This window comes from Neptuniibacter caesariensis (assembly GCF_000153345.1).
GTDB lineage: Bacteria > Pseudomonadota > Gammaproteobacteria > Pseudomonadales > Balneatricaceae > Neptuniibacter > Neptuniibacter caesariensis.
In genome coordinates this window covers 326,348-352,836 of the sequence record NZ_CH724126.1, presented here as the reverse complement: position 1 = coordinate 352,836, position 26,489 = coordinate 326,348, and the positions used below count along the sequence as shown (strand labels likewise).

The 26,489-nt window shown below is 49.2% G+C and carries 25 protein-coding genes; 16 read left to right on the top strand and 9 right to left on the bottom strand.

What is annotated here, in order from left to right; translation table 11 throughout:
- The first annotated feature begins 32 nt into the window (after window positions 1-32).
- The 4 genes from MED92_RS11370 (at window position 33) to MED92_RS18850 (ending at window position 2,586) form a co-directional block, all read left to right on the top strand.
- Window positions 33-761: a hypothetical protein gene (locus MED92_RS11370; RefSeq protein WP_007021691.1), complete on the top strand. Its 729-nt coding sequence runs from the start codon at window positions 33-35 to the stop codon at window positions 759-761.
- 54 nt (window positions 762-815) lie between these two features.
- A complete protein-coding gene (locus MED92_RS11365; RefSeq protein WP_007021690.1) occupies window positions 816-1,226 on the top strand; it encodes a hypothetical protein in 411 nt (136 codons plus the stop codon).
- Window positions 1,227-1,328: 102 nt separating this feature from the next.
- Complete coding sequence (locus MED92_RS11360) at window positions 1,329-2,267, top strand: AEC family transporter (RefSeq protein ID WP_007021689.1); 939 nt, start codon at window positions 1,329-1,331, stop codon at window positions 2,265-2,267.
- Window positions 2,268-2,346: 79 nt separating this feature from the next.
- Window positions 2,347-2,586 (top strand): BPTI/Kunitz domain-containing protein, encoded by a 240-nt coding sequence (locus MED92_RS18850; RefSeq protein WP_040662787.1) that lies wholly within the window; start codon window positions 2,347-2,349, stop codon window positions 2,584-2,586.
- Window positions 2,587-2,766: 180 nt separating this feature from the next.
- Here MED92_RS18850 and MED92_RS11350 read toward each other — a convergent pair whose 3' ends face one another.
- The 6 genes from MED92_RS11350 to MED92_RS11325 all read right to left on the bottom strand — a co-directional run bounded on the left by MED92_RS11350 (window position 2,767) and on the right by MED92_RS11325 (window position 8,883).
- Window positions 2,767-3,948: an acetyl-CoA C-acyltransferase gene (locus tag MED92_RS11350; RefSeq protein WP_007021687.1), complete on the bottom strand. Its 1,182-nt coding sequence runs from the start codon at window positions 3,946-3,948 to the stop codon at window positions 2,767-2,769.
- 96 nt (window positions 3,949-4,044) lie between these two features.
- A complete protein-coding gene (locus MED92_RS11345; protein ID WP_007021686.1) occupies window positions 4,045-4,971 on the bottom strand; it encodes a branched-chain amino acid ABC transporter permease in 927 nt (308 codons plus the stop codon).
- 10 nt (window positions 4,972-4,981) lie between these two features.
- Window positions 4,982-5,869 (bottom strand): branched-chain amino acid ABC transporter permease, encoded by an 888-nt coding sequence (locus MED92_RS11340; protein WP_007021685.1) that lies wholly within the window; start codon window positions 5,867-5,869, stop codon window positions 4,982-4,984.
- A 168-nt stretch (window positions 5,870-6,037) separates the two neighbouring features.
- The gene (locus tag MED92_RS11335) at window positions 6,038-7,252 is read right to left on the bottom strand and encodes an ABC transporter substrate-binding protein (protein WP_007021684.1); all 1,215 of its coding nucleotides are present in this window, start codon (window positions 7,250-7,252) and stop codon (window positions 6,038-6,040) included.
- Between the two features lie 105 nt (window positions 7,253-7,357).
- The gene (locus MED92_RS11330; RefSeq protein WP_007021683.1) at window positions 7,358-8,071 is read right to left on the bottom strand and encodes an ABC transporter ATP-binding protein; all 714 of its coding nucleotides are present in this window, start codon (window positions 8,069-8,071) and stop codon (window positions 7,358-7,360) included.
- Entirely contained in the window at window positions 8,068-8,883 is an 816-nt protein-coding gene (locus MED92_RS11325) for an ABC transporter ATP-binding protein (RefSeq protein ID WP_007021682.1), read from the bottom strand. The genes MED92_RS11330 and MED92_RS11325 overlap by 4 nt, the downstream gene beginning before the upstream one ends.
- Window positions 8,884-9,180: 297 nt before the next feature.
- Here MED92_RS11325 and MED92_RS11320 point away from each other — a divergent pair, with 297 nt between their 5' ends.
- From MED92_RS11320 to MED92_RS11275, 10 genes are all read left to right on the top strand, one after another.
- Window positions 9,181-9,594 carry a MerR family transcriptional regulator gene (locus MED92_RS11320; RefSeq protein WP_007021681.1) on the top strand — a complete coding sequence of 138 codons (414 nt, stop codon included), beginning with the start codon at window positions 9,181-9,183 and terminating at the stop codon, window positions 9,592-9,594.
- Window positions 9,595-9,633: 39 nt separating this feature from the next.
- Window positions 9,634-10,800 (top strand): isovaleryl-CoA dehydrogenase, encoded by a 1,167-nt coding sequence (locus tag MED92_RS11315; RefSeq protein ID WP_040662636.1) that lies wholly within the window; start codon window positions 9,634-9,636, stop codon window positions 10,798-10,800.
- 73 nt (window positions 10,801-10,873) lie between these two features.
- Window positions 10,874-12,481, top strand: coding sequence for a carboxyl transferase domain-containing protein (locus MED92_RS11310; protein ID WP_007021679.1), 1,608 nt, complete (start codon window positions 10,874-10,876; stop codon window positions 12,479-12,481).
- 10 nt (window positions 12,482-12,491) lie between these two features.
- The gene (locus tag MED92_RS11305; RefSeq protein ID WP_007021678.1) at window positions 12,492-13,286 is read left to right on the top strand and encodes an enoyl-CoA hydratase/isomerase family protein; all 795 of its coding nucleotides are present in this window, start codon (window positions 12,492-12,494) and stop codon (window positions 13,284-13,286) included.
- A gap of 5 nt (window positions 13,287-13,291) precedes the next feature.
- Window positions 13,292-15,286: an acetyl/propionyl/methylcrotonyl-CoA carboxylase subunit alpha gene (locus MED92_RS11300; RefSeq protein ID WP_007021677.1), complete on the top strand. Its 1,995-nt coding sequence runs from the start codon at window positions 13,292-13,294 to the stop codon at window positions 15,284-15,286.
- Window positions 15,286-16,200, top strand: a complete 915-nt coding sequence (locus tag MED92_RS11295; protein WP_007021676.1) for a hydroxymethylglutaryl-CoA lyase — start codon at window positions 15,286-15,288, stop codon at window positions 16,198-16,200. The genes MED92_RS11300 and MED92_RS11295 overlap by 1 nt, the downstream gene beginning before the upstream one ends.
- A gap of 67 nt (window positions 16,201-16,267) precedes the next feature.
- The gene (locus MED92_RS11290) at window positions 16,268-16,849 is read left to right on the top strand and encodes a peroxidase-related enzyme (protein ID WP_007021675.1); all 582 of its coding nucleotides are present in this window, start codon (window positions 16,268-16,270) and stop codon (window positions 16,847-16,849) included.
- Window positions 16,850-16,930: 81 nt separating this feature from the next.
- Window positions 16,931-18,619: an AMP-binding protein gene (locus MED92_RS11285; RefSeq protein ID WP_007021674.1), complete on the top strand. Its 1,689-nt coding sequence runs from the start codon at window positions 16,931-16,933 to the stop codon at window positions 18,617-18,619.
- An 80-nt stretch (window positions 18,620-18,699) separates the two neighbouring features.
- Window positions 18,700-19,527 carry a class I SAM-dependent methyltransferase gene (locus MED92_RS11280; protein ID WP_007021673.1) on the top strand — a complete coding sequence of 276 codons (828 nt, stop codon included), beginning with the start codon at window positions 18,700-18,702 and terminating at the stop codon, window positions 19,525-19,527.
- Window positions 19,528-19,610: 83 nt separating this feature from the next.
- A complete protein-coding gene (locus tag MED92_RS11275) occupies window positions 19,611-19,919 on the top strand; it encodes a hypothetical protein (RefSeq protein ID WP_007021672.1) in 309 nt (102 codons plus the stop codon).
- Window positions 19,920-19,964: 45 nt separating this feature from the next.
- Here MED92_RS11275 and MED92_RS11270 read toward each other — a convergent pair whose 3' ends face one another.
- On the bottom strand, window positions 19,965-20,453 hold the full coding sequence (locus tag MED92_RS11270) for a hypothetical protein (protein ID WP_007021671.1): 489 nt from the start codon (window positions 20,451-20,453) through the stop codon (window positions 19,965-19,967).
- Window positions 20,454-20,683: 230 nt separating this feature from the next.
- Between MED92_RS11270 and MED92_RS11265 the strand changes: the two genes are divergently transcribed.
- Both MED92_RS11265 and MED92_RS11260 read left to right on the top strand, forming a co-directional pair.
- The gene (locus MED92_RS11265; RefSeq protein ID WP_007021670.1) at window positions 20,684-21,322 is read left to right on the top strand and encodes a LysE family translocator; all 639 of its coding nucleotides are present in this window, start codon (window positions 20,684-20,686) and stop codon (window positions 21,320-21,322) included.
- A gap of 147 nt (window positions 21,323-21,469) precedes the next feature.
- Window positions 21,470-22,831 (top strand): hypothetical protein, encoded by a 1,362-nt coding sequence (locus MED92_RS11260; protein WP_007021669.1) that lies wholly within the window; start codon window positions 21,470-21,472, stop codon window positions 22,829-22,831.
- Window positions 22,832-22,887: 56 nt separating this feature from the next.
- Here MED92_RS11260 and MED92_RS11255 read toward each other — a convergent pair whose 3' ends face one another.
- Complete coding sequence (locus MED92_RS11255; RefSeq protein ID WP_007021668.1) at window positions 22,888-24,684, bottom strand: acyl-CoA dehydrogenase family protein; 1,797 nt, start codon at window positions 24,682-24,684, stop codon at window positions 22,888-22,890.
- 64 nt (window positions 24,685-24,748) lie between these two features.
- Window positions 24,749-26,377, bottom strand: coding sequence for an acyl-CoA synthetase (locus tag MED92_RS11250; RefSeq protein WP_007021667.1), 1,629 nt, complete (start codon window positions 26,375-26,377; stop codon window positions 24,749-24,751).
- Window positions 26,378-26,489: the final 112 nt, after the last annotated feature.

The following is a 26,489-nucleotide window of genomic DNA, read 5'->3' as shown; positions in this document are numbered from 1 at the left end:
TGTAAGTAGGCGCAACATAAGGGATTATGCCGATGTCACAGTTTAAAGTGGTATTACAGAACGCTATTTCAGAAGAGTACTCTCAGCTTGAAGTTAAGCAAAACCTCGCCCGCTTATTAAAGATCAGCGATCAGAAGATTGAAAAACTCCTTAGCAAGCCCGAAACCACTGTTAAAAAAGGGGTCGATTCCGATATTGCCGAAAAATACAAAAAGCTGATCGAGCGTTGCGGCCTTAGCTGTGAAATACGTCCTATGGATATTCCTCCTGAAAAAGATATTCCTGAGACCCATCCTCCACAAGAATCAGAATCCAACGCATCAGTATATGCGCCACCCAAAGCAGAATTGAGTCCGGAGGCAAGTAAACCCTATAAGCTTTACAGTATTGAAGGGGTAGGCATCGCCACTTTTTTCGGCTCGATTCTGGCAGGCGGGATCATTATGTGGATAAATCTGCGCCGTTTAGGCAGGTTTGAGTCGGCACGAAAAACGATACTCTACTCTATTCTCGCAACCATTTTGTTTCTATTCGGAATCATGATGATCCCGCAGGATATCAACATTCCTAATATGCTATTCACGGTCCCGCAGATATTTGCCATGGTCATGATTGCTAAATCGCAGCAAAAAGATTCAATTGACGCCCACAAGAATAAGGGCGGCGAAATTGCATCTAACTGGAAGGCTTTTGGAATAGGGTTACTTTCGGCGATCCCGGTGTTTGCGGGTATATTCTTAATCGCTATGGTACTTATGTAACAGCCGTTTAACTCTGCCGTAAGGGGCTGATCATTTGACATAAGAGAGTAAGTAATGAAACCGGTTATTCAGGAAGAAACAACCGGCTGCGGTATCGCAGCTGTCGCAAATATACTTGGTAAAAGCTATGCAGAGATGAAAGCGATAGCCAATGCCATGGGCATATATGCCTCGGATACCTCATTATGGTCAGATACGCAGTATGTAAGGCACTTGCTGGCCCATTCAGGTGTTGAGACCTCTGCCGAAGAGATTCCTTTTTCTTCATGGGAGGCCCTACCTGATCAGGCTCTGCTATCGATTAAACATCACCAGGAAGGCGGCAAGGATTACTGGCACTGGGTTGTATTTATCCGCTCAGAAACAGGCGCGTGTGTTTTAGATTCAGCAAGCTATCTGGACGAGAATATCCGTACGGATTTTTCACAGATGCAGCCTAAATGGTTTATTCAAGTATTCGATTAAGCATTCAGTTGGTTACACGCAGATACATCTTGTTACTTCCGTAAACCCAACCGTAAATCTATACTGCCGCTGACGATCCCTCCTTACCCATCAGGTTCCACCATGCAGCTTCTGATTAACATTGTTCTTCCCGTATTTGCAATTATTTTTGCCGGTTGGTTTGCGATCCGCAGCGAGATAATGGACAAATCAGCAGCCAAGATTCTCAACAATTACGTCTACTACTTTGCAGTGCCGCCCATGCTGTTCCTGGCAACCGCAAAGGTGCCTGCGGCGGATATTATCAACGCTGATTTTATCCTGGCTTTTTTCCTCGCCATTTTTGCCATTATGGCGATCACCTTAGCGCCTTATATACTGCGTAAATCTGAACGGCCTATGGATCTGATGGTTTTATCCCTAACAACCGGCTGGCCAAACACTATCTATATGGGCATCCCGATCGCCTATTTCCTGTTTGGTGATAAAGGCACACTCCCGGTTGTCATTGCGACCCTCAGCACCAACGCCGTGTTTATTATCGCCCTGGCGCTGGTGTCTGGTTTAGCTGACAGTGGCGAGAAAGGAATCGCAAAGATCTGGGCCTTTCTGTCCAAAGCCTTCTTTAAAAACCCGGTCATTCTCGCCCCAACGCTGGGCCTACTGATCTCCCATTATCAGATTGGTCTTCCTGAAGCGATTTACAACCTGTTTGAGATGGTCGCCCCCTCGGCCGCACCGGTAGCACTGTTCTCACTGGGGCTTTCTCTGTATGGATTAAGTATCAAAGAGAACGTTTTACAGGTCAGCTGGATCGCCTTTCAGAAGCTGGTGTTGCACCCATTAATTGCCCTGGGAATTGTGCTGTGGATGGATCTTGAACCCTTCCTCGCAGCCTCAGTCATTCTGATGTGTGCCCTGCCAACCGGCTCAATGGTTTATGTGTTGGCGCAACAGTACAACACCCGGGTTGAACTGGCTTCCAGCGTCATTTTCCTCACCACACTGGGTTCATTAATCACGCTGGGGATAACGTTGCCGCTGTTGAATGCATGGAACTAACTTCATAGCGCCAATAACCGCATCATTGTTTTCTGAGGATGTGGTCAAGATCCGTTGGGTTACACGCTATACTCATCACATGAAAAAGTTAATTTTACTCCTTACCACCCTCTCTCTAATCGGTTGTATTGAAACGAATACACAACCAGAGAAGCCCCTTATGTGCAGCGATAAACCCGAAACAGGACGCTGTAGGGCAGCTTTTCAAAAGTATTTTTTTAATGCAGAAAAGCAATCTTGTGAAATGTTTATCTGGGGCGGTTGTGGCGGCAATGTTCCCTTTGAAACCAAACTGGAATGTGAAAAAACCTGTTTGTAACCTAATTCAGTTCTTCACCACCATTCTCTGATTGTCTGTTTAATAGGCGAAAAAAAGCCGGACTAAAGAGTCCGGCAAACCAACCATAACACAGAGCCTTAGAGGTGGGGCGACATCCCCTCCCATAAGTCGGTTGAATGAGCTGCCCCGGTATAAAGGGCAACCCCCTATCAGAAAGTTTTACAGCATCTCAACGGCAACAGCCGTCGCTTCACCACCACCGATACATAGGGAAGCTACACCTTTTTTCAGGCCTTTCTGCTTCAATGCATGCAGTAGCGTAACCATGATGCGGGAACCACTGGAACCGATTGGGTGACCCAGTGCACAAGCTCCACCGCGAACGTTAACTTTGTCAGCATCCAGGCCCAGCTCGTTGATCGCTAGCATAGATACCACAGCAAAAGCTTCATTGATTTCGAAAAGATCTACGTCGTCTTTGCTCCAGCCCGCTTTATCCAGTGCTTTCTGGATAGAGCCAATAGGTGCAATCGTGAATTCAGCAGGTAGCTGTGCGTGCGTTGAGTGAGAAACAATACGTGCCAGTGGCTGCAGGCCTTTGGCCTTCGCTTCAGACTCTTTCATCAGAACCAGTGCAGAACCGCCGTCAGAGATAGAGCTGGAGTTAGCGGCAGTTACCGTACCGTCTTTTTTGAAAGCAGGCTTCAGGCTGCGGATCTTATCGATGCGCGCATTGCCCGGCTGCTCATCCGTATCAACAACCACTTCACCTTTACGAGTTTTAATCGTAACTGGCGCAATCTCTTCAACAAACTCGCCTTTTTCAATCGCAGAGATCGCTTTCTCTAGTGACCCGATCGCGAAATCATCCATCGATTCACGGGTTACATTGTAAGCATCCGCGCTCTTCTGCGCGTAAGTGCCCATAAGACCGCCTTCGTAGGCGTCTTCCAGGCCATCAAAGAACATATGGTCAATAACCTGACCGTGGCCCATGCGCATACCCGCACGCGCTTTTGGCAGAATGTAAGGAGACTGACTCATATTCTCCATACCACCTGCGACCATAATGTCTGCAGATCCTGCCAGAATCTGATCATGAGCCAGCATAACGGCCTTCATACCTGAGCCGCACATTTTGTTAATGGTTGTACAACCCGCAGCATCCGGAATACCCGCCGCACGAGAAGCCTGACGTGCCGGTGCCTGGCCAAGGCCTGCAGGCAGTACACAACCCATAACAACTTCATCAACATCTGCTGCCTGAATACCCGCACGCTCAACAGCAGCTTTAATCGCAGTTGCACACAGATCCGGTGCACGAACATCGCTTAGGGAGCCCATCATACCGCCCATTGGGGTACGCGCCGCGCTCACAATAACTACTGCATCCTGACTCATAATTTCACCTTACTTTTTTGCATTAATAGTTGACGTAAACGTCAACTTATCGAGAAAAAAAAGGGTGCGGCTCCGCACCCCAGAATATCCAATCTCTTAACTGAAGTTTTTCTTCATAAACTTATTGAACTCACCCACGATACCGCTACGGAAGGCCAGTACACAGACTACGAAGATCAGACCCATGATGATGTGGATGTAGTTACCCAGCTCACCACCGGACAGGTAGTTCTGGATCGTTACCACAGCACCCGCGCCTACGATTGGGCCGAAGATCGTACCCATACCACCCAGCAGCGTCATCAGTACCACTTCACCGGACATATGCCAGTGCGCATCGGTCAGCGATGCCAGCTGGAATACCAGTGTTTTAGTGGAACCCGCCAGGCCTGCTAGCGCTGAAGAGATCACAAATGCAGCCCATTTGTAATCATTCACGTTATAGCCGAGTGAGATCGCACGGGGTTCGTTTTCACGGATCGCCTTAAGGATTTGACCAAACGGCGAGTGAATTGTTCTGTTCACTACCCAGAAGCCAAACAGGAAGATCGCAAAAACGAAGTAGTACATATTCATGTTGTCACTCAGGTCGATCAGACCAAACAAGTGACCACGTGGTACACCCTGCATGCCATCCTCACCACCGGTGAACGGCGCCTGCAGATAGACGAAGAAAGCTAACTGAGACAAGGCCAGGGTGACCATCGCAAAGTAGATACCTTCACGTTTTACCGCCAGCTTGCCATAAACAGCCCCTAAGGTTGCCGCAGCAGCTGTACCACACAGGATACCCAGTTCGGGCGTAAGCCCTGCTTCCATCATCATATAACCGGTGATGTAGCCACCTGTACCCAAAAAGGCAGCATGACCGAAAGATAGCAGACCTACATAACCCAGCAGCAGGTTGAAGGCACAAGCGAACAGTGCAAAACACAGAACCTTCATCACAAACACAGGGTAAAGAATAAAGGGAGCAACAAGACCCAGCGCAACCAGCGCAACAGCAGATTTATTAATAGTCATCTTGTACTCCTTAAGCTTCTTTACCGAACAGACCGGCAGGCTTAGTCAACAGTACGATCACCATTACAGCGAAGATAACTGTCGTAGAGGCTTCCGGATAGAAATACTTGGTTAAGCCTTCTACCACGCCCATGCCGAGACCTGTCAAAATTGCACCCCCTATCGAGCCCATGCCACCAATTACGACGATGGCAAATACCACTATCAGCATGTTGGAGCCCATATCAGGCGATACAGAGTAAACCGGTGCAGCCATAACGCCGGCAAAACCAGCCAGACCTACACCAAAACCAAATGTCAGGGTTACGATCAAAGGTACGTTGATACCGAACGCCTGCATCAGCTGCGGGTTTTCCGTACCCGCACGCAGGTATGCACCCAGCTTGGTTTTCTCAATCATGTACCAGGTTCCCGCACACACAATGATCGATGCAACGATGATCCAGGCACGGTAGTTTGGTAGATACATGAACGGTAAACGGTTACCACCTTTAAGCTCTTCAGGGATCGCATAAGAGAGACCGGAAGAACCGTACAGGTGTGTAAATGCCCCCTGAAGAATCAACGCCAAACCGAAGGTCAGCAGAAGACTGTACAGGTGGTCTTCATTTGCGATAGGGCGCAATAGAAAGCGCTCCATCAGGATTCCAATAAACCCGACTGCAAGCGGCACAAAGAGCAGCGCAGCCCAGTAGTTAATACCCATGTAGTTGAGAGCCATCCAGGCGAAAAATGCGCCTAGCATATACAACGCACCCTGGGCGAAGTTGATAATTTTTAACAGTCCGAAAATGATCGCCAGACCCAGACTGAGAAGTGCATAGAATGAACCGTTAATCAGGCCCACCAGCAGCTGGCCGAAAAGGCCAAAGAGATTGATACCGAGAAATGTTGCCATAACTCTCCACCCCTATCCGATGTAGTACGCTACTTCTAAATTGGTAGCTTGACCGGAATTCACCAAACGCTAAAGAGAGTTAAATAGAGCCGCCTTGATGATGATGCGGCTCTGTCTCTTACTTAAACAGACGTTGGGTGGAAGCTAGCTTCCACCCGGGTAGTGCAATTACTTGTTAGCCAGGAAGTTACACTGATCCATCATAGGACCGAATGCTTTGTCACCTGGGATAACCTGCTCAATTGCAAAGATATCGTCTTCGTTGCTACGCTCTTCAGCTTTCTTGATACGTACCTGGTACATATCGTGAACCATACGACCGTCGGCACGCAGCTCAGCGTTACGCGCGAAGAAGTCGTTAGGCTTGTTCTTCTTCATCACAGCCATTACTGCATCGCCATCATCTGTGCCAGCTTCTTTGATCGCGTTCAGGTAGTGCATAGTCATAGAGTAAGCACCCGCCTGACCCATTGCTGGGATAGAACCGTGACGATCCTTGAAGCGCTTAGACCAAGCACGTGTCTCATCATCCATGTCCCAGTAGAAACCAGTTGTCAGTTTCATACCGCCAGCGATGTTTGGATCCAGTGCTTTAGCGTTATGTGTGAATACCAGCAGACCTGCTACGTCAGCAGTCTCAGTCAGACCGAATTCAGCTGCAGTTTTCAGAGAGTTTACGAAGTCAGCACCCGCATTTGCCAGCGCAACTACGTCAGCACCAGAAGCCTGAGCCTGTAGTACGTAAGAAGAGAAGTCAGTTGTGCCTAGTGGAGCACGAACTGCACCTACCACTTCACCACCGTTAGAGTTGATTACGCCACTTGCTACTTTTTCCAGTGCGTGACCGAACGCGTAGTCAGCAGTGATGAAGAACCATTTCTTCTTACCTGCATCCAGCATTGGCTTAACAGTACCGTTTGCCAGTGCAACTACGTTGTAAGTCCAGTGCGCGTTATATGGAGAACATGCTTTAGTCGTGAACGCGTGAGATGCAGAAGTAGAGATCAGGGCAATTTTCTTGTTGTCAGTCAGTACTTTCGTTACTGCACCTGTAACAGAGGAAGCTACCAGACCGTTTACCGCGTCAACACCTTCACTTTCAACCCATTCACGTACTTTTGCAGAACCGATATCCGCTTTGTTCTGGTCATCCGCACTGATAACTTCAATAGGCTTACCCAGAACCGTACCACCGAAATCTTCAACAGCCATTTCTACTGCTGTTACACAACCTTTACCACAGATATCCGCGTAAACACCGCCCATATCTGCCAGTACGCCGATCTTGACTTTGTCGTCAGAGATACCAGCTGCCTGTGCACCAGATACTGCAAATGCTGTTGCTACTGCTGCTGTCAGCAGAGATTTCTTCATTGGTTTCATCGTCATTCTCCTGATAGAGTTTTTATTTTTATTCGTTTTAAGAGCTTGGCGTTGCGACGTTGCCCGTCCTACCTTGAGCGCTGTCCCTTAGCCTAAGGTTTCAAATTAAACACCCAACATTGTGTTGAGCATCTCAGTTTTCGCTTCCAGTTCATCCTTGTGAACTTCTTCCACTATATGGCCGTGTTCCATCACGTAGTGGCGATCCGCAATCGGTGCTGCAAAACGGAAGTTCTGCTCCACCAATAAAATGGTTAATCCGCGTTCTTTCAGCTTGGTCAGTACTTCAGCAAGCTTTTGTACAATAACCGGCGCAAGACCTTCGGTAATCTCATCCAGTAACAGGATGTTTGCACCTGAGCGCAAGATGCGCGCCAAGGCCAGCATCTGCTGTTCACCACCTGACAGGCGTGTACCCTGACTGGTACGGCGCTCGTAAAGGTTAGGGAAAATCTCGTAAATCTCTTCAACCGACATCCCATCACTACGCACAGTTGGCGGTAGCATCAGGTTTTCTTCAACGTTCAGGCTGGAGAAGATGCCACGCTCTTCCGGGCAAAAACCCATGCCGAGGTGGGCAATTTTATGAGCAGGCATATCAATGGTTTCACGACCATTAATATTAATACTGCCGGTACGACGTCCTACCATGTTCATGATGGAACGCAGTGTTGTGGAACGACCCGCACCGTTACGGCCTAACAGCGTGACCAGCTCACCCTGCATAACATGCATATCGATGCCGTGCAGAATATGTGACTCACCGTAGAAAGCGTGCAGATCGCTAATGCGAAGTTTTTCGTTACCGCCCTGACTCATACCACCACCTTCTCATCTGCGCTTTCAGTTTCTGCTTTTGCCGGCGCTGATTCTTCTTCATCTGCGGCCACACCCAGGTACGCTTCTTTAACGCGTGGGTCTGCGGAAACCGTTTCGTAGTTACCTTCGGTAAGAATTGCACCACGTTGTAGAACAGAGATGCGGTCGGCCAGTTTGGATACGACATGAAGGTTGTGCTCAACCATCAGGATAGTGCGGTCTTTCGATACCTGTTTAATCAGGTCAGAAACCACTTCAACATCTTCGTGACCCATACCCTGAGTCGGCTCATCCAGTAACATCAGTTCTGGATCCAGAGCGAGTGTCGTCGCAATCTCCAAAGCACGCTTACGGCCATAAGGCTGGTCTACCGTGATTGAGTGCGCATGGTCCTGCAGACCAACCGCCTCAAGCAGCTCCATAGCACGTGCATCAAGTTTGTTAAGAACTTTGTCTGACTTCCAGAAATGGAAACTGTTGCCCTCTTTGCGCTGAAGTGCGATACGCACATTCTCAAGCACGGACAGATGTGGGAAAACGGCGGAGATCTGGAACGAACGAACCACACCCTTACGCGCAATCTCTGCGGAGCGCATCTGAGTGATATCTTCACCATTAAAAAGAATTTTACCTGAAGTCGGGATCAGGAATTTGGTCAACAGGTTAAACACAGTGGTTTTACCCGCACCATTAGGCCCAATCAACGCGTGAATAGTGCCACGCTCGACATTCAAATTTACATTATCTACCGCTGTAAAACCTTTGAATTCTTTAATTAAATCAGAGGTTTGCAGGACGTAATCGACACTCATGTAGAATCCGATCCTCGCTGTTTTTATTGTTATTTAACCAGCGTAAATGCCCTAAAAGATGGCTACGTGCTGATAAGCTTTTCATCAAAATTAGCAATTTCCCCTACAGGAAGGCTAGTACTACTTTAGTATCACTTTTCATCATTTTTACACCAAAACAGGCCATTTACTTATAAAAATCAAACAGTTACCGCTTTGCACAAAAAAAATACAAAAATATAGGAATTCCCTTATTGATCTTTACGTAAACGTCAACTTTGATTAATCTAACCATCAGAGACGCAGTAGTAGAAAACTATGAATACAAAAAAGACCTACTCAATAAGTGAATTGGCTAAAGAGTTCGATCTGACCACACGCAGTATCCGTTTCTATGAGGATCAGAAACTTCTGTTCCCCAGCAGACGAGGTCAGACCCGAATCTATAGCTCGCAGGACAGAGTTCGATTGAAACTGATCCTGCGTGGTAAACGCCTGGGATTCTCCCTGGCCGAAACCCGTGAGCTTTTTGAACTATGGGATGAAACCAACAGTGGCAGCGAAAAGCAGTTGTACCTGCTACTGGAAAAAATTAACGAACGTCGGGCCGAACTTGAGCAGCAGCTAAAAGATATAGCCATGCTGCAAGAGGAGCTAAGTACAGCAGAGGCACGCTGTTTAGAAACGTTAAACGAAATAAAACAAAAACAAACGACCGATAAAGCCAGTTGATTGATAGGCACTGGATATCGACAAGCAAAGGGTAGCAACATGATCTCACAATATTCCGGACTTAACTTTGGACTAGGCGAAACAATGGATATGCTGCGCGAGCAGATCAACAGTTTTGCCGCACAGGAAATCGCACCGCGCGCGGAAGAGATTGACCAGGTTAATGAGTTTCCGAATGACCTGTGGCGCAAGTTTGGCGACATGGGCCTGCTGGGTATCACCGTAAAAGAAGAATACGGTGGTGTGGACATGGGTTACCTGGCGCACGTTATCGCGATGGAAGAGATCAGCCGTGCATCTGCTTCTGTCGGCCTTTCTTATGGCGCACACTCTAACCTGTGTGTTAACCAGATCCACCGTAACGGTAACGAAGAACAGAAACAGAAATACCTGCCAAAGCTGATCAGCGGCGAGCATATTGGTGCGCTGGCGATGTCTGAGCCAAACGCAGGCTCCGACGTTGTATCGATGAAGCTTCACGCTCGCGACAACGGCGATCACTATCTGCTAAACGGCAACAAAATGTGGATCACTAACGGTCCAGATGCAAATACTTACGTAATCTACGCGAAGACCGACATTAAAGCGGGCCCTAAAGGGATCACTGCTTTCATCGTGGAACGTGACTTCCCTGGTTTCTCTCGCCACCAGAAACTGGACAAGCTGGGTATGCGCGGTTCGAACACCTGTGAGCTGGTTTTCGAAGACTGCCCAGTGCCTAAAGAAAACATCCTGGGTGAACTGAACGGTGGCGTAAAAGTACTGATGTCCGGCCTGGACTACGAGCGTCTGGTACTGTCCGGCGGTCCTCTGGGCATTATGGAAGCAGCGATGGATATCGTTATTCCATACATCCGTGACCGTAAACAGTTCGGTCAGGCTATTGGTGAGTTCGAATTAGTACAGGGTAAAGTTGCCGATATGTACTCGATCATGAACGCATCTAAGTCCTATGTTTATATGGCGGCACAGGCTGCAGTACGTGGCGAAGCTTCACGTAAAGATGCTGCTGGCTGCATTCTGTACACCGCTGAAATGGCAACCAAGATCGCTCTAGACGCTATCCAGCTCTTGGGTGGTAACGGTTACATCAATGAATTCCCAACAGGTCGTCTGCTACGTGATGCCAAGCTGTATGAAATTGGCGCGGGTACTTCTGAGATCCGTCGTATGCTGATCGGCCGCGAGTTGTTCCTGAACAAGTAACAAAGCCGTCGCTTTAGGTGGGCCGCTGGCCCACCATTTTTCTCTTTTCAGGTAATTTATTCAGGAGATCGGTATGGCCGTTCTGCAAACAAAAATAAATCCACGCGCAGAAGACTTCCGTAGCAACCACGATTCCATGGCCGAGGCTGTGAATGATCTGCGTGATAAAGTCGCTACTATTGAACAGGGAGGCGGTCCTAAGTATCAGGAACGTCATCTGTCTCGCGGCAAACTTCTCCCACGCGAACGAATTAACGCTCTGCTCGACGAAGGCGCTCCTTTCATGGAACTGTCCCAGTTGGCAGCCCATGAAGTATATGACGATGTGATTCCAGCGGCGGGCATTATCGCTGGTGTTGGCCGTGTTAGCGGTCAGGAATGTATGATCGTTGCCAACGATGCTACGGTTAAAGGCGGCACTTATTTCCCGCTAACCGTTAAGAAGCACCTGCGCGCACAAGAGATCGCTGAGCAAAACCACCTGCCATGTATCTATCTGGTAGATTCCGGTGGTGCCAACCTACCTCAGCAGGATGATGTATTCCCGGATCGTGACCACTTCGGTCGCATCTTCTTTAACCAGGCCCGTATGTCTTCCAAGGGCATCCCGCAGATCGCTGTGGTAATGGGTCTGTGTACTGCCGGCGGTGCTTATGTACCTGCGATGGCAGATGAATCAATTATCGTACGTAATCAGGGTACGATCTTCCTGGCGGGTCCACCGCTGGTAAAAGCAGCAACCGGTGAAGTGGTTTCTGCTGAAGATCTGGGTGGCGCAGACGTACACTGCAAAGTTTCCGGTGTAGCCGACCACTACGCAGAAAACGATGCGCACGCCCTGCAGATTGCACGTACTTGTGTCTCTAATCTGAACCGCAAGAAAAACCTGGATCTGGATATCCGCGAGCCTAAAGCACCGCTATACAGTGCGGATGAGATCTACGGCATCGTCGGTACCGATCTTAAGAAACCATTTGATGTACGTGAAATCATTGCCCGTATCGTTGATGGCTCTGAATTCGACGAATTTAAAAAGATGTACGGCACTACACTGGTAACCGGCTTTGCACATATCCATGGTTATCCAGTTGGCATCGTAGCCAACAACGGTATCTTGTTTGGCGACTCTGCCCAGAAAGGCGCGCACTTTATCGAGTTGTGCTGTCAGCGCAAAATCCCTCTGCTGTTCCTACAGAACATCACGGGCTTCATGGTGGGCCAGAAAGCTGAATCTGAAGGTATCGCTAAACACGGTGCGAAAATGGTTAACGCGGTCGCTTGTGCCGATGTACCAAAACTGACTGTATTGATTGGCGGCTCGTTTGGTGCAGGTAACTACGGCATGTGTGGCCGTGCTTACAGCCCTAACTTCCTGTGGATGTGGCCAAATGCGCGTATCTCAGTAATGGGTGGCGAGCAGGCAGCTGGCGTACTGGCAACCGTTAAGCGTGACAATATGGATCGCGTTGGCCAGGAATGGTCTGCGGATGAAGAAGCAGAATTCAAGAAACCAATTATCGACACCTATGAACATCAGGGTCACCCATACTACGCAAGCGCGCGTCTTTGGGATGACGGTGTAATCGATCCGGCACAAACCCGTGACGTGATCGGCATGGGTCTGTCGGCAGCACTTAACAAACCGATCGGTGACACCAAGTTTGGTGTATTCCGTATGTAAGGGGGCTGCCATGTCGAACAATTTTGTATTACTCGAAAAACAGGCAAACGGCGTTGCTCACCTGATCATCAATCGCCCGGAAGTCCATAACGCTTTCGATGATGATGTGATCGAGCAACTGATTAACCAGTTAGAAGCAGTCAACGAAGACAGTGAAGTCCGCGTACTGGTGCTGCGTTCCAATGGTAAGAACTTCTCCGCAGGTGCTGATCTGGCCTGGATGAAGCGTATGGCGCAGAACAGCTACCAGGAAAATCTTGATGATGCGGGTCGCCTTGCCAAATTGATGGAAGTGCTGAGCAACCTGACAAAACCGACCATCGGTCTGGTTCAGGGTGCCGCTTATGGTGGTGCTGTAGGTCTGGCAGCTTGCTGCGATATCGTGATTGCAGCTGAGTCCAGCCAGTTCTGTCTAAGCGAAGTGAAGATTGGGCTGATTCCAGCGGTTATCTCTCCTTATGTAGTCCGTGCTATCGGCGAACGTCAGTCACGTCGTTACTTTGTTACCGCTGAAGTATTCACTGCCCGTCAGGCACAGGATTTCGGTTTGGTGCATGAAGTCGTTGCTGATGTAGAGATGATGGACGATGCCTGCAACCGTTTTGTTGAGCAGTTACGCCGTAACAGCCCACAGGGTATGCAAGCAGCAAAAGATCTGGTCTTTGCGGTAAGCGGCAAAGATATCGATCAGGCGGTTATCGACGATACGGCGCGCCGTATCGCTGAGATTCGCGTCAGTGCGGAAGGTCAGGAAGGGCTTGGCTCATTCCTGCAGAAGCGCAAGCCAAACTGGATTCAGGAGTAATCGCCATGTTTAGTAAAATTCTAATTGCGAATAGGGGTGAGATCGCCTGTCGCGTTATCCAGACTGCACACCGTCTGGGCATCAAGTGTGTCGCTGTTTATTCTGAAGCTGACGCAAATTCACGTCATGTTGCGATGGCAGATGAAGCTTTCCTGCTGGGCCCTGCGCCGAGTACAGAAAGTTATCTGCGCGCGGACAAGATTATCGATATCTGCAAACAGTCTGGCGCTCAGGCAGTTCACCCAGGCTATGGTTTCCTTTCAGAAAACACTGAGTTTGCTGAAGCGCTGGAAGCGAACGGTATTACCTTTATCGGCCCTCCATCCTCAGCCATCGCTGCGATGGGTTCTAAATCTGCGGCAAAAGAGATTATGTCGCATGCCAACGTACCTCTGGTACCTGGCTACCACGGTGAAGACCAGGACCCGGCCCTGCTGAAAGCTGAATCTGAGAAATGTGGTTATCCACAGCTACTGAAAGCAGTAGCCGGTGGTGGCGGTAAAGGGATGCGCGTTGTGGAATCCCTGGAAGAGTTCGACGAAGCACTGGTATCTGCATGCCGTGAAGCACAGAATGCTTTTGGTAATCCGGATATGCTGATCGAGCGTTACCTGACCCAGCCACGCCATGTAGAGATCCAGGTATTCTGCGATAAGCACGGTAATGGTATCTACCTGGCAGAACGTGATTGTTCTGTACAGCGTCGTCACCAGAAAGTTATTGAAGAAGCCCCAGCACCAGGACTGTCCGATGAAGTTAGGGTTGCAATGGGTGAAGCCGCAGTACGTGCAGCACAAGCGATCGATTACGTAGGCGCAGGTACCGTTGAGTTCCTATACGACGTCGACGGTTCATTCTACTTCATGGAGATGAACACCCGTCTGCAGGTAGAACACCCGGTTACCGAGATGATTACCGGCCTGGATCTGGTTGAGTGGCAGCTTCGCATTGCTGCCGGTAGCGAACTACCGATTGCTCAGGACCAGTTACAGATTCGCGGCCATGCGTTGGAAGCACGTATCTACGCTGAAGACCCAGACAATGACTTCCTGCCTGCAACAGGTACCCTAAAGTATCTGCAGACACCGGCTGAAAATGCCCACGTTCGTGTTGATACGGGTGTTATCCAGGGCGACGAAGTGAGCGTATTCTACGATCCAATGATCGCCAAGCTGATCGTATGGGATGAGAACCGCGAAGCGGCCATCAACCGTATGGTACAGGCACTTGAGGAATACCGTATTGCTGGATTGAAAACCAATACTAAATTCCTGCGTAACCTGGCCGATGCTGCACCGTTCCGCGCTCAGGACCTGGATACCGGCTTCATTGAAAAGCACCGCGAGCTGCTATTCCCGGAAGCACATCTGGATAGCCAGTATTGTTTGGTGATGTCTGCAGCCTTCTTCCTTGAAGCAGGTAAAGCGGATAGCGCTATCAAGGGCGACCAATTCTCTCCATTCTCTGCGCAAAACGGCTGGCGTCTGAACTCTCAGTATGCCCGTCCGATGAAGCTGATGCAGAACGACGAGCTACATGAGCTCAGCATCTTAGAGAACCAGGGTGAATACGAAATCAGCGTTGATGGTGCCAGCTACCGTGTGGCAGCTGAACTTAACGGAGATGCCCTTAACGTAGTCGTCAACGGCCATCGTCTGACGGTGCACTGCTTCCAGGATGGCGATAATCTGACCCTGTTCCACGAAGGCGAACAGTTCCAGTGCCGTCAGCACCGCGATACCTTCACCGAATCCGAAGAGGGCGGCGACGCGTCTCTGGCTGCACCAATGAACGGTGCGGTGGTAGCGGTACTGGTTGAGAAAGGCCAGAAGGTCAGCGAAGGTGAAACGCTGGTTGTGATGGAAGCGATGAAGATGGAACACAGCATCTCCGCTCCTTACGACGGTATCGTTTCCGATATCTTCTTCGCCGAAGGCGACCTGGTTAACGAAGGCGCCGACCTGATCGCAGTTGAAGCGGGCGACGAGGAGGCGGCGTAATGGCACTGCCTGACTCTTTGCCTAAGTCAGTCCGCATTGTGGAGGTCGGTCCCCGTGACGGCCTCCAGAATGAACCGGGTGACATTATCCCAACAGAAGTGAAAGTTGAGCTGATCAACCGTCTCTCAGATGCGGGATTAAGCTATGTGGAAGCGGCGAGCTTTGTCTCTCCTAAATGGGTACCACAGATGGGTGATGCCAGTGCAGTAATGGCAGGTATCAACCGTAAATCAGGGGTTACCTATGCAGCCCTGACCCCAAACATGAAGGGGCTTGAAGGCGCGATTGAAGCTAAGGTCGATGAAGTTGCGGTGTTTAGCGCCGCATCTGAAGCTTTCACACAGAAAAACATTAACTGCTCGATTAAAGAGAGCCTTGAACGTTTTACCCCTATCATGGAAACGGCAAAAGCCAATAATATCCGTGTCCGTGGTTACGTTTCTACGGTGTTAGGCTGTCCTTACAATGGCGATATTGCACCTGAGCAGGTCGCTGCCGTTTGCCGCGATATGCTGGATATGGGCTGCTATGAGATCTCTCTGGGCGACACCATCGGTGTAGGAACGCCACTTAAAGCGAAGAAGATGCTTGAAGTGGTCAGCAAATCAGTTCCGGTTGAGAAACTGGCTGCGCATTTCCACGATACCTACGGACAGGCGCTGGCTAATCTGTATGCAGTGATCGAGGAAGGTATTGCCGTTGTCGATACCTCTGTGGCTGGCCTGGGCGGATGCCCTTATGCGAAAGGTGCATCCGGCAATGTTGCCACAGAAGATGTTTTATATATGCTCAATGGTTTAGGAATTGAGACCGGGGTTGATCTGAACAAACTGGTAGCCACCAGCCACTGGATCACCCAACAACTGGGCCGTAGTAATGGCTCAAAGGTTTCCCTGGCTATTGGCTGTGAATAAGTTATAAAAATTGATTCAGCGCCTTAATGGCGCTGCCTCGAGACAAAAACAAAAAACGAGGTAGAAAATGAAGTCACAACCCGACCATATCACGGCGCTTGATCTGCCTATACCTGAGCATGATCAACTGTCACCCGAGTTTCAGAAGTACTTCTCCGTTTGTGAAGAGAAGCTTGGCATGGTGCCAAATGTGCTTAAGGCTTACAGCCAGAACCAGGCACAGCTGGACGTATTCTCCCGTATCTACAACGAACTGATGTTCGGTGAAAGCGGCCTTAGCGTATTGGAAAAAGAGATGATCGCGGTCGCGGTATCCTCTACTAATGCCTGCTACTACTGCCAGGTCGCTCACGGTGCGGCTGTACGCCAGTATTCAGAAGATCCAAAACTTGGCGAACTGATGGTGATGAACTATCGCGTGGCAGAACTTTCCGAGCGCCATCGTGCGATGCTGGATTTTGCAGTCAAGCTAACGGAAACACCACATAAGATTCTTGAAGCTGATCGTCAGGCTCTGCGTGATGCAGGCTTTAGCGATCAGGATATTTGGGATATCGCTAACATCACCGGGTTCTACAACATGACTAACCGTGTTGCCAGCGCTTCGGATATGCAGCCAAATCCTGAATATCACAGCCTGTACAGATAAGAATAAATGCTTGCCCGGATCATCTGGATATCCGGGCGCCCTTTGAATTAAAAAAATAATGCGTAAATGGGGTCATGAACGATGAGCAAACTCCCTAGCTACACAAGCGGTCCAAGTACACAACCACTGATCGGTATGACGATTGGTGACAAGTTCGATGAAATAGCTAACAAATACCCAGACAATGATGCGCTGATTGTGCGTCATCAGGGTTTGCGTTACACCTATGCCGAACTGCAACAAAGAGTCAACGAAGCAGCACGTGCCTTCCTCGCGATCGGGGTTAAACGAGGTGATCGTGTAGGCATGTGGTCACCCAACTGTGCAGAATGGACGATCACTCAGTTTGCGACAGCGAAAGTCGGTGCGATTCTGGTAAACGTTAACCCAGCCTACCGCTTGCATGAGCTGGAATACGCGATGAACCAGTCAGAAGCCAAGTTCCTAGTGACTGCAGATACTTTCAAGTCCTCCAACTACACGCAGATGCTGAACGAACTGGCACCTGAGCTAAAAGATGCTGAGGAAGGTGAGCTGAACTCGGCGAAGTTACCTAACCTGAAAGGTATCATCAACCTGGCTGAAGAAAAGCATGCGGGGATGTGGCGCTGGGCAGATTTTGTTGAGATGGCAGAAAAGATCGATATGTCTCAACTGGAACGTATTCAGTCTGAACTGCAGTTCGACGATCCGATCAATATTCAGTACACATCTGGCACTACAGGCTTCCCGAAAGGGGCTGCACTGTCGCACCACAATATTCTGAACAACGGCTTCTTCGTTGCAGAAAGTATGAACTTCACAGAGAAAGACCGTCTGGTCATTCCTGTTCCGCTATACCATTGCTTCGGTATGGTGATGGGTAACCTGGGTTGTATCACCCACGGTGCGACCATGATTTACCCGGATGATGCATTCGAGCCTAAGTCAGTACTGGAAGCGGTCGCTGAAGAGCGTGCAACAGCACTGTATGGCGTGCCAACCATGTTTATCGCCGAAATGGATCACCCGGATTTCGATCAGTATGACGTTTCTTCCCTGCGCACAGGTATCATGGCCGGTGCAATCTGCCCAGAAGAAGTGATGAAAGCAGTTAACTCAAAACTGCACATGAAAGAAGTTCAGATCGCTTACGGTATGACAGAAACCAGCCCGGTTTCTACACAGACTGCAGCCGATGACCCATTCGAGAAACAGGTAACTACTGTGGGCCGTACTCAGCCACACCTGGAAACCAAGATTGTCGACCCGGCATCAGGCAATGTTGTTGCCCGTGGTGAAGTGGGTGAGCTATGTACCCGCGGCTACAGCGTTATGCTGAAATACTGGAACAACCCTGAAGCAACAGCTGGCGCTATTGATAATGGCGGCTGGATGCACACAGGCGACCTGGCAACTATGGACGAAGAGGGTTACATCCAGATCGTTGGCCGTATTAAAGATATGGTCATCCGTGGCGGTGAAAACGTGTACCCGAAAGAGATCGAAGAGTTCCTGTACACTCACCCATCTATCTCTGATGTTCAGGTAACCGGTGTACCGGATAAGAAATACGGTGAAGAGCTGGTTGCCTGGGTGAAACTGGCGCCAGGTGCAGATGAAGTGACTGAAGAAGAACTGAAAGCGTTCTGTAAGGGTAAGATTACCCACTTCAAGATCCCTCGCTACTTCAAGTTTACCGATGATTTCCCGATGACGGTAACCGGTAAAATCCAGAAGTTTAAGATGCGTGAAATCTCAATCGAAGAACTGGGTCTGGATAACGACTAAGGTCAGTTATCCACGCTAGTTAACGCCAACCTACGGGTTGGCGTTTTTGTCTAAATCACCGTTATTAATGAGGCAATGTTATGGGCCACCCGGTCAGCCAGCATTATGATCAGAAACTGGAAACAACGCAGATCATTAAGCGCCTGCGAGAGGCTTATCCACAAGGCCCAAATCCTTTCCAGTTAGCACCTGTAGATCAGTTGCATATCGGTGGCATAAAAGCATCACAAAAGCTTTTAGAGCGTATTACAGCCTCTAAAGGCATGCAGATACTGGATATAGGATCTGGGCTTGGCGGCTTGATGCGCCTGGCTGAATCTGACCTGGGCCTAACCATCGTGGGTCTCGATATCACCCACGGTTTAAATAGGATTAACCAACAACTCTCAGCACTCTGTAGCGATAGACAATCTCCTCAGCTGATTACCGGTGATGCTCATCACCTGCCCTTCCCTGACGATCAGTTTGATCTGATTATCTTCCAGCATAGCCTGTTGAATATGCCCGATGACAAACAGGTTTTATCTGAGTGCTACCGTATTCTCAAACCTGAAGGTCAGTTACTTCTGCACGAAGTGATCCAGGGAGATAACTTTGTAGAGATGAGTTATCCGGTTCCCTGGGCGAGAGATGCGGAAAACTCGCACCTGATCACAGAAGCTCAACTCATGAATCGATTAGATCAGTCTGGCTTTGATATTAGCGCTTTCTCAGATTGGTCCGAAGAGGCGCTTGCCTGGCGCCAACGCCAGAGCACAAAAGAGACCCAGGCAAAACCTACCGCCGCACCGGTTAGCCCTGCTATGGTGCTAGGTCCGGAATTTCAGGCGATGGGCAAAAATGTGATGAAGAATCTATCTAATAAAGCAGCCAGGGTTGTAGAGGTTGTCGCTACTAAAACAAACTAAATTTAATCAAATAAAGTCTTTAAGGTAAGACCTAGATAGAAGCTTAAGCGGAATAAGCGATCAATCTCTCAAGGAAGTAATCAATGACTACATTTCTCTTACTCATATTCTTAACTATTGTTCCCGTCATGATCTCTGCGCGGGTATTCAATGCAGCCAATACCAGTTTCTTTCCATGCTTAATTGCAGTGATAGCTTCTGCAGCGGCCTATACAGGTGCAGGTACTCTTATTAGCAATGAAGGCCTATCCTTTGTTGCATCCATAGCCCTAACTGCCCTGATGTTCTCTATGATTCTAGGGGCTAAATATATGCAGAGTGTTTTTATTGCCCTATTAACCGTGGGTATCCAACTTGGTGTCGTTGTTGCCTATAGTGGCGCAATAGCATAAGTTTGCATCCGCTTAAGCTTCGTAACCAACGAATAAAATAAGGTGCTAACCTTCAATCCTCTGGCCACGATAGATGCGTGTCGCTGCTCGGGCAGGCTGTGCGACCTCTTTAATAACCTTCTGCCCACGGTACATCAATACTCTACTTTCCTTGGGCTCAGGTCCGGTCTCAATCACATCCATCTCTTCTACTTCGGGGATATCTTGGACATTAGATTCAGGTAGAGGTTCTTCAATTGCGATAAACCCAAATCCCTCTAACAAAGCAGCGGCTTCATTCGGTAACAAGGTCTCACGCACCGGATAGATCAATTCATATTGAAAAGAGTGGCGCAGCTCAGACATGGAAAATAACGCCTGCAATGCATCGTTTGCCGACATATCAGCATAGTTGACCCCGATGAGATTCCCTTGATGCAAAACCACTTGTGCTGAACGATTGTCTGACGTTGCAAGGAAAAACGAGCCACTGCCTTTTTCGCGGCAACAAGTAAACAGGCTGTTCTTAAAGCTAAGACCTGAATCCTGATTCATGTTAGTGCCCTGAATTGGTTTAAACGAGTTAATTAAAACAATTGTTTCAGCAATTTTCGTTCCATGCCTTGAATAGCTAGTCTTTCTGGATAACCGGGCCTACTTCCACTGAAAGTTGCACCAATCATCACCAACCCATATAGCTTATGCACCAGAGGTAGGCGGCAAAGAGATAGACACCCCTGGAGTGCTCAAGGCATAATCCCCCTTGTCTAAGTACTGGATTACCTATGTTTGAGCACTTTCTTTGGTTACCGTTCCTGATCACGATTACTGCCCTGACCATTACCCCTGGTGTCGATTCAGTATTAGTTATCAGAAACTCTGCACGTGGCGGCAGCAAAGACGGTATGTATACCAGCCTTGGCATCTGTTTGGGGTTGTTTGCCCATGCATTGATCTCTGCTGCGGGCCTCTCGTTGATTCTGCTCAGCTCAGCGGAACTGTTTACGTTACTGAAACTGGCCGGCGCGGCTTATTTGATTTGGCTCGGTGTACAAAGCATCCGCTCTGCGTTAAAGCACCAGACACTACCTTATGAGAGCGTATCGTCTGTCGCCGAAGTGTCAGTATTCCGCTCGCTGCGTGAGGGTTTACTGTCCAATGTGCTAAACCCGAAAACCATCGTTTTCTATATGGCCTTCCTTCCCCAGTTTATCGATCCGGATCACCCTCCTATTCCCCAGGCACTGATGATGGCCGGTATTCATTTCGTGTTAGCCATGCTTTGGCAGGGTGGTCTGGTTCTGATGGTTAAACGGGCCCGGGTATGGCTTCAGCAACCTAAAGTAAGCAAAACGCTGGATAGCATAACCGGGCTTATCCTGGTCGCATTCGGTGCCAGGCTTGTGACGTCTAGCGCCCCCTAGCTCCTTGAAACTACTATCATTTTTTGCAGATTCCAGCGTTTCAGATCAATAAAAACCGTCGATTAGTCCAAGAACTATATCCCTGTTTTTTTTGAGCGTTTAATATTCAAATCTTCTGAAATAGTCCTACGCACCAAGGAAGCTGTGATGAAGTATTCAGAGTTAACAAGCTCATCTAATATTTACGACAATTGCCCCGACATCCATAAAAAAATAAAGCACTCCTCTGCACCAAAACTAATTGCCCTGATTGCCGCAGCCGCCGCTGGATACTATGGGCTACAAGATCTGAATCTGTCATTTTGGATCGCCGCTGGTGTAGCTATTGCTCTCTATTTTGCCTTACAGATAGGCCTGTCACAGTGGCTGAATAATGGTGCAGGACGCAAGGCCCGGTTACAGCAAGTGAATGAGGAGGAGCATCCCGTTCATTTGGTGTTTTTCCTACCCTGGTACCTTGAATACTTCATTGTTCCTAACTACAAAGAACCCAAGATTCAGTCGGTCGTGAAAGAGGCCGATAAGCTGGTGGAAGAGCTTAACTTCCGTAACAGCGATCATTATCAAACCATGCTGCAACAGATCCGTGATGAAGGGACCTTGCCTGGCAAGATTGATGACCTTGTTTTGTTGATGATCAACAAGCTATATCCACATACAGACCGATCCCAACAAGCAGACCCACTGATTCAGGAGCTTGGGGAGGCCTTCATTGATCACCTGATCGCAAATAATTTCTCCGGCTATAAGGCTGAGCAGGCCATTGAGGTAGCAAAAGTTCTAGTCGCCAATTACCAGAGCTCTGAAGCCGCACAACATCTGCTGCAGAAATTGCATGATCCATTCTGCGAATATTTTGAAGATGGGGGGTTTGACAGCTTTGATCCGGAAGAGCCAGATCACCAGCGTATCGCCTGGTTGCAGTTGATCGGTGAGGATTCGCGGATAGAATCCCACTACCTCAACCTATTAGAAGACAACCCTAATAGTCTGTCCCATTATGAACTCAAACAACTGACGCTCTTCAGTGACAACTGGCTTGAACGCATGATGAACTTTGTCCGTCACACCCAGAACGAAGAGATGTTGTCACGTCTGTTAAATGCGCCAATTTTCAATGAGTTCCGTTATATCCTGATGTCTCGCGCAGACACCTCGGGTAATTACCCTGAAAATGCGTTGAAAACCGAACTCGAGAACAACTGGAATGACCTCCACCAGCTACGGTTGATCAAAGAATACCTGTTCGAGACAGAGTGGATGGAGCCTTTCCGTTTTGATATCAACGGCCGTATCGGCGAGCTGGAACATCAGAGTTATGTCGAGCAACAGGCACATGAAGCTAATCTGGCCCAGCAACGCCAGGCCGCTTACGCAGAGCAGCAAGCACAAAGTGCAGAACGCGCAGCCATGGCCCAGCAACTGCAGGCACAGAGCGCAGCGGCACATGCCCAGGCCTCTCAAAAGCAGGCCAGAGAGCTGGAACGGATACGCCGTAAGGTTACCTGATCCCTAAACAAAAAAATCCCCGCTTAGCGGGGATTTTTTATGCCTGAAACAAGGCCTTACGAGTACCAGGCTGAAGCCAGTTCGTCATCGGACATGGTCATGACCGACTCGCTTCCCGCTGCCACCATCTGAGCATAAGACGCGCTACGCGGAAGGATTTGAGCACTATAGAAACGAGCACTGTTCACCTTCGCACTCAGGAAGGTTTCATCGCCTCCTTCTGATAGTTCGGCAGTAGCCGCCAAAGCGGCACGCAGTAATTGCCAGCCACCGCACAACGTCCCCATCAGCATCAGGTAATTGAAAGCAACTGATCCAGCAAGCTGCACATCATCCTTAGCACCGTTTAGCAGTTCCGCCTGAGCGGTCTTAGCAAGTTCCAGAGCCGCCTGTAACTGAGTAGCCTCAGCAGCAAAGGAACCTTGTGCCTGTAACTGTTCAATCAACTCTGCAATCTCAGCCTGAACGGCTGCGCCCGCTTCGCCACCATCAAACAGGGTTTTCCGGCCTACCAAGTCCAGTGCCTGAATTGCATTGGTACCCTCATAGATAGGTAGAATACGCGCATCACGGTAATGCTGGGCAGCACCGGTTTCTTCGATAAAGCCCATACCGCCATGTACCTGAACGCCCAGAGAAGTCACTTCTTGAGCAAACTCAGTACACCAGCCTTTAACGATCGGCGTCAGATAAGCTGCGCGCGCAGATTCTTTCGCCCGAATAGCCGGATCTTCAGAATGATGGGCAAAATCCAGGCTGGCACAGGCATCATATGCCAGTGCCCGACCGGCTTCTGTCATCGTTTTCATGGTCAGCAGCATACGACGTACATCCGCATGCTGAATAATCGGAGCCGCTTCTCTGCTACCTACAGGCGGGCTTTGCACACGATCATGTGCGTATTCTAAAGCATGCTGATAAGCACGCTCAGAGATTGCGACACCTTGCAGACCAACCGCCAGACGCGCATTGTTCATCATCGTGAACATACAGGCCAGGCCACGGTTTTCTTCACCCACTAGATAGCCAATAGCGCCTTCATCATCGCCAAACGCCATCACACAGGTCGGGCTGGCATGGATACCCAGCTTGTGCTCTAAAGAAACACATTTGGCATCGTTACGTTCGCCCAGGGAGCCATCATCATTGACCAGGAATTTAGGTACCACAAACAGACTGATGCCTTTCACCCCCGGCGGTGCATCCGGCAGACGCGCCAATACCAGATGGATAATGTTCTCAGCCATGTCATGCTCACCCCAGGTAATAAAGATCTTCTGACCTTTAATCCGGTAGTGATCCCCTACTGGTTTTGCCGTTGAGCGAATCGCTGCCAGATCTGAACCTGCCTGCGGTTCTGTCAGGTTCATAGTGCCCGTCCACTCGCCGCTAACCAGTTGCGGAAGGTATTTAGCCTTCAGTTCATCGGAGCCATTGTGGAAAATCGCTTCAACCGCACCCTGGCTCAGCAAAGGACACAAACCCCAGGCCATATTCGCTGATTGCCACATCTCCATCACCGGAATAGACAACGCATAAGGTAAGCCCTGACCACCGAATTCAGGGTCAAACTGCAAAGAGCCCCAGCCGCCTTCGGCAAACTGCTGGTAGGCATCAGCAAAACCTGCCGGGGTAGGTACATCCACACCTTCAAGTTTTACCCCGGTGTGATCACCCACTTCATTCAGTGGTGAGAGTACTTCATTTGCCACCTTACCCGCTTCTTCAAGAATCGCTGCAACCATATCATCAGTCGCTTCTTCAAAACCGGGTAACTGAGCTAACTCTGCCATGCGCGCATTGTGGCTCAGGGCAAAATTCATATCTTTCTGAGGCGCTTTATAATCAGCCATTCAGTGTTCATCCTTTCAGCTTAAACGCAGCCTGTGGATAACTTATTCCGCAGACTGCCTGTGTTTAACTTTCTGCTTTCTCACGCAGCACAAACTTTTGAATCTTGCCGGTAGAGGTCTTCGGTAATTCACCAAAGACAATCGCTTTCGGCGCTTTAAAGCGCGCCATGTTGTTACGGCAGAATTCCTTAATCTCTTCAGCGGTAACCTCTACGCCCTCTTTGGTTTTAATAAACGCACAAGGAACCTCGCCCCACTTCTCATCAGATTTCGCGACAACCGCCGCTTCCATCACAGCAGGGTGACGGTAGAGCACATCTTCAACCTCGATAGAGGAGATATTTTCACCACCAGAAATAATGATATCTTTCGAGCGATCTTTGATTTCGATATAGCCATCTTCATGCCATACCGCCAGATCACCGGAATGGAACCAGCCTCCCTCAAAGGACTCATCCGTCGTGGATGGGTTCTTCAGATAGCCTTTCATCACCAGATTGCCGCGCATGAAGATCTCACCCATGGTTTCACCATCCTGAGGGACCGGTTCGAGGGTCTCAGGGTTTGCCACCATCAGTCCTTCTAACATAGGCGCTTTAACACCCTGGCGGGATTTCAGGCGAGCTTTATCTTCCAGGCTGTTATCGTCCCATTTGTCGTGCCATGCACAGACCACTGATGGGCCATAAGTTTCGGTCAGGCCATAAACATGGGTTACTTCGATCCCCATCTCTTCCATGCCCTGAATCACTGCTGCCGGTGGCGCAGCTCCCGCCGTCATTACTTTAATTTCATGCTCGATACCGGCTTTCATCTCATCCGGAGCATTGTTCAGCATGTTCAGAACAATTGGCGCTCCACAGAAGTGAGTGACTTTTTCTTTCCGGATCAGGTCATAGATGTCCTGATCACGGACATGCCGCAGAGACACGCTGGTACCCGCCGCAGCGGCAATAGACCATGGGAAACACCAGCCGTTACAGTGGAACATCGGCAGCGTCCACAGATAGTTCGGGTGACGGCCCATATCCCAGGAAACAATATTGCTCATCGCATTCAGGTAAGCGCCGCGATGATGGTATACAACCCCTTTCGGGTTACCGGTCGTACCGGAGGTGTAGTTCAGGGTAATCGCATCCCACTCATCTGCAGGAGGCTGCCATGCAAATTCCGGATCACCTTCCGCGATAAAGGCTTCATAATCCATCGAGCCAATCAGCTCACCGCCTTCATAAGTTGGATCATCAATATCAATCACCAGGGGTGAAGTACCGGCGATACGTAGCGCCTTTTGCACGACGTCTGAAAACTCACGTTCGACAATCACTACTTTGCTTTCAGCATGCTGCAGAATAAAAGCGATCGCCTCTGCGTCCAGACGAATATTAACCGCATTGAGTACAGCACCCGCCATCGGCACACCAAAATGCGACTCAAACACTTCAGGCAGGTTCGGTGCAATCACTGACACCGTATCACCCTGACCAATACCGCGTTTCTGGAGAGCACTACCTAACTGACGACAACGAGTATATGTTTCTGCCCAGTTACGACGCACATCACCATGCACTGTTGCGGTGTGCTCTGGATATACAAAAGCGGCACGCTCAACAAAGCTTAAGGGCGTCAGTGCTGCAAAGTTCGCCTGGTTCTGATCCAAACCCAAGGCGTAAGGGTTATGTGTAGTGCTCATTATTCTTATTCCTGTGTCTGACCGTCTGATAGATTATTTTTCTAATTTAGTACATTCCCTAAACAATACTACGTAATTTCCCTTATTACTCAAGCTATTCTAAAGTCATACT